Source organism: Mesorhizobium sp. M7A.F.Ca.MR.362.00.0.0 (assembly GCF_004023175.1).
In the GTDB taxonomy this organism is placed as follows: domain Bacteria; phylum Pseudomonadota; class Alphaproteobacteria; order Rhizobiales; family Rhizobiaceae; genus Mesorhizobium.
On record NZ_RZTF01000210.1, the window covers coordinates 7,419 to 11,317 of the forward strand.

The following is a 3,899-nucleotide window of genomic DNA, read 5'->3' on the forward strand; positions in this document are numbered from 1 at the left end:
CAGGTGAGCAGGTCGCCATTCGGCGCGAAGGCCAGCCCCAGCGGATGACCGCCGATACGGGCGAAGACCTCGCTGCGCGCATAGTCGGGCGCGAGGAAACGGACGATCGTACCGTGCCGCGTACCGGTGTAGAGATTGTCGTCGGGGTCGAGGACGACGTCCTCGGGACCTTCTACCGCGCCAAGCCCTATGAGCTCCGCCGCGCCAAGCCTGTCATTGACGGCAAGCACGTCGGTTCCGGTCGGCGGCGTCAAATTCGGCAGCTTCAGATAGGTCGGCGAGACATAGACTTTGCTCAACAGCTTGCCGCGGTTCTTCACCCATTTGGCGTCGAACAGCACGGCGGCGATCAGCACCAGACCGAGGATCAGCTGGTTGACCGAGCCGGGCATCGACAGGCGGATGAGGCCGCTGGTCAGGATCAGCACCAGGATGGAGCCGATCACCGCATTGCCGACCGAACCGCGGCCGCCACCCAGCGAAACGCCGCCAAGCACCACGGCGGTCAATACGGAAATCTCCAGCCCTATGCCGGTGTCGGCGCCGGTGCTGCCGAGCCGGGCGGAAAACAGAAAGGCAGCGATCGCGGTCAGCAGGCCCGATGCGACATAGGCGAGGCAAACCGTCAGCTTGACGTTGATGCCGGCATTGTAGGCGGAGCGGCGCGCACCGCCGACGGCGCGCAACCGCCATCCTGGCCTTAGCCTTGACAGGACGATATGCGCGCCAAGGGCGATGACGGCGAAAATGGCGAAGGAGACGGGCAGGCCGTAGAAGGTGCCGAAGCCGATCAGGTCCCAGGTCGGGGAGACCGGCATCGAGCCGACGATCGCGCTGGCAAGCCGGGGAAAGATGATGTCGTAGAGCGCCCGGTAGATGACCAGTGTCACCAGAGTGGTTATGAAGGCGCGCAGCCTGAGATAGCCGATCAGCACCCCGTTGAGCAGCCCGCAGACGAGGCCCGTGGCTAGCGTCGCGATCAATGCCACGCCGACCGGCAGGCCGGCAACGTTCATCGATACCAGGGCGGCAAGCACGCATAGCGCGAACATCGAGCCGACCGAGAGGTCGATGCCGCCCGAGAGGATGACGATGGTGAGCGCCAGTGCGATCAGGCCGAATTCCGACACCTGGCGGGCGAGATCGGTAAGGTTGCCGACCGAGAAATAGCCAGGGATGATCCACGTCATGACGAGGATCGTGACCACCAGCGCCAATGCCGGAATGACGTTGTCGATCCAGCTCTTGGTCAGCAATTCGCCGAACAGGCGGTCCGGCAAAAGCCGGTACCGCAGCCGTGAAAGCGCATCGCTGGTGGCCATAAGTCAGGATTCCCTACTTCAGATCGTCCAGCGTCCAGCAATTGCGCTGGTTGACGTTGGCCTTGGTGATCTGCGTCAGCGGATTGAAATAGAGCGTCTTGGTCTCGCCGGCGGTACCGTCGGAGAGCAGCAGCCTTGCGATCTCCGCATTCAGGATTTCGCCCTGCAGCGGCACGTTGTAGCTGATGTAGAGATTGAACAGGCCCTTCTCGACATTCTCGCAGCCGACCCTGTTGCCGCCGCCGCTTGTGACGAGGAAGACCTGGTCGCCCTTGCCGGCCTGCTGGATCGCAGACGCCGTGCCGGTGTCCTGATTGTCCCAGATGCCGATGGCGCCGCAAAGATCCGGATGCTGTTGCAGCACGGTCTCCATGATCGAGCGCGCCTTTTCCGGATTGTATTCGGTGGCCTGCTGCGAAACGACCTGGATGTCGGGATGCTGGTTCAAGACACGGTAGATGCCGTCGAGTTGGAACACGTCGGATGCCGCCGTCGGCACGCCGGTGTCGATAGCGACCTTGGTCGAAGCACCCTTGCCGGGGCTGCATTTGTCGACCACGGCCTGCGCCGCCTGTTCGCCGATCTCGGTCCAGTCGGCGCCGACATACGAATCGGTCTGGGTGTTCGATTCCAGGTTGATCTGCACAACTTTGATGCCGGCGGCCTGCGCCTGAGCCAGCAACCGGGCGTAGGACTGGATGTCGGGATTGTGCGCGACGATCAGGTCCGGCTTCTCGCTGATCAGCGACTGCAGCGCGCGGGTTCCCGCGTCGGTGCTCCAGGCGGGGTCGCGGATCTCGAAATCATACTTGAGGCGCTTGGCCTGCTGGCGCATCACCGCCGCCCAGCCTTCGGTCAGGTCGAAACCCATCGACAGCGGCAGGAAGACGACCTTCTTGCCTTCCAGCGTCTTGTGGAACGTCGTCGAGCGCGGATTTTCCAGGCCCTTGTCCTGGGCGCTGGCGGTGACGATACCGGCAAGCGCGATGCAGGCCGCGGCCAGCCACTTTGTCGTTTTCAGAAGTCGCATGGTTTCCTCCCATTGCATTTTGGCGTTGAAATTGGTGTCAGAGATCCCCTTGCTGGGACGTCTGCTCGTCGCGTGGGTTGACGAGCGAGTCGATGACGATGGCCAGAAGCAGGACCACGCCCTTGACCAGGTTCTGGATCGTGTAGGCGATGTTCATGATCGTCATGCCGTTGAGCAGGATGCCGACGAAGATCGTGCCCAGAATGACGTTGCGAACCTTGCCGTGGCCGCCATTCAGGCCGATGCCGCCCAACACGACGACCAGAAGGATGTCGTAGATCATCGTCGAATTGAAAAGCCGGGCGTTGATCGCCGACGCCGACGAGGCAAGCACCAGCCCGGCGCCGTAGGCGATCAGCGCGCTGATCGCATATTGCGCGACGATCATCGGCCGGTTGGAAATGCCGGTGATCCTGGCGGCGCCCGGATTGTTGCCCATGGCATAGGTCTGCCAGCCGAACCGCGTGCGGCTGAGCACCAGATGCAGCGCCAGGCAAAGCATGGCAAAGACCACCACCGTCACCGGGACGCCGAGGATGCGGCCCTGCCCGATCAGCGAGAACCATTCGGCGCCTGGCGGCACATTCTGCATCTCCAGCGTGAAGAAGAAGGTTCGGCCAAGGCCGTAGATGACGGAGCCGGCGGCAAGCGTCGCGAAGATCGGCGCGACCTCGCCGAAAGCGATCAGCATCCCGATCAGCACGCCGGCGACCACCGCGAACAGCGCGCCGATCAGCAGCGCGAATTCCAGCGAATAGCCCGAGCGGGCGATCACGAAGGCCCAGGACACCGACACCACCATCGTTGCGATCATCGAGACATCGATGCCCCTGGCGATGACGACCAGCGCCATTCCCAGCGCCAGGATGCCGAGAATCGAGACGCTTCTGATCAGGGCTAGGATGTTGCCGGGGCTGAAGAAGGACGGCAGCAGCAACGAGAACAGCACGAAGGCCAGCACCGCCAGCACCAGCACGATGCCTTCCTGGCTTTTGAGCAGGCTGGAAAGCCGAGCCTGATTTCCGTGTGCGGCCGCCTCGCTCACCGCTCAGGTCTCCTCTTTGCCCAGTCTGAGCAGGATTTCCCTGGCGCGATCGACGCGCACATCGTGATCCGCCGCAAGTTCCTTTGCCACCGCATCGATATTCGCGCCGCTCGCGCCCGCCACGATGGCTATGTTGCGGGCATGCAGCGCCATGTGTCCACGCTGGATGCCTTCGGTTGCCAGCGCCCTGAGCGCCGCCATGTTCTGCGCCAGCCCGACCGCGACGGTGACCTCGGCAAGCTCTTGCGCCGTGGTCACGCCGAGGAGTTTCAGCGCTGCGCGAGCGGCCGGGTGCGTCTTGGTGGCGCCGCCGACCATGCCCAGCGCCATCGGCATTTCCAGCGTCCCCACGAGGTTTCCGGCGGCGTCGATCTCCCAGCGGCTCAACGACGTATAACGGCCGCCGCGCGCCGCCCAGGCGTGGGCGCCGGCCTCGATCGCCCGCCAGTCGTTGCCGGTCGCGACGACGACTGGATCGATGCCGTTCATGATGCCCTTATTG

The 3,899-nt window shown here is 63.7% G+C and carries 3 protein-coding genes and 1 pseudogene; all 4 read right to left on the bottom strand.

Annotated elements, in window-relative coordinates:
* Positions 1 to 1,322 (bottom strand): ABC transporter permease (locus EOC06_RS43245; protein ID WP_245469930.1); only part of this gene is annotated, 1,322 nt, incomplete at its 3' end.
* A gap of 13 nt (positions 1,323 to 1,335) precedes the next feature.
* Entirely contained in the window at positions 1,336 to 2,352 is a 1,017-nt protein-coding gene (locus tag EOC06_RS22935; protein WP_164749005.1) for a sugar ABC transporter substrate-binding protein, read from the bottom strand.
* A 37-nt stretch (positions 2,353 to 2,389) separates the two neighbouring features.
* Positions 2,390 to 3,397 (bottom strand): ABC transporter permease, encoded by a 1,008-nt coding sequence (locus EOC06_RS22940; RefSeq protein WP_128308858.1) that lies wholly within the window; start codon positions 3,395 to 3,397, stop codon positions 2,390 to 2,392.
* 3 nt (positions 3,398 to 3,400) lie between these two features.
* Positions 3,401 to 3,899 (bottom strand): annotated as a pseudogene (locus EOC06_RS22945) (3-hydroxy-3-methylglutaryl-CoA reductase); the annotation flags it as partial.

Bases quoted from the DNA above. Each gene is read 5' to 3' on its own strand.
- EOC06_RS22935 (WP_164749005.1), bottom strand. From the start codon at position 2,352: ATGCGACTTCTGAAAACGACAAAGTGGCTGGCCGCGGCCTGCATCGCG.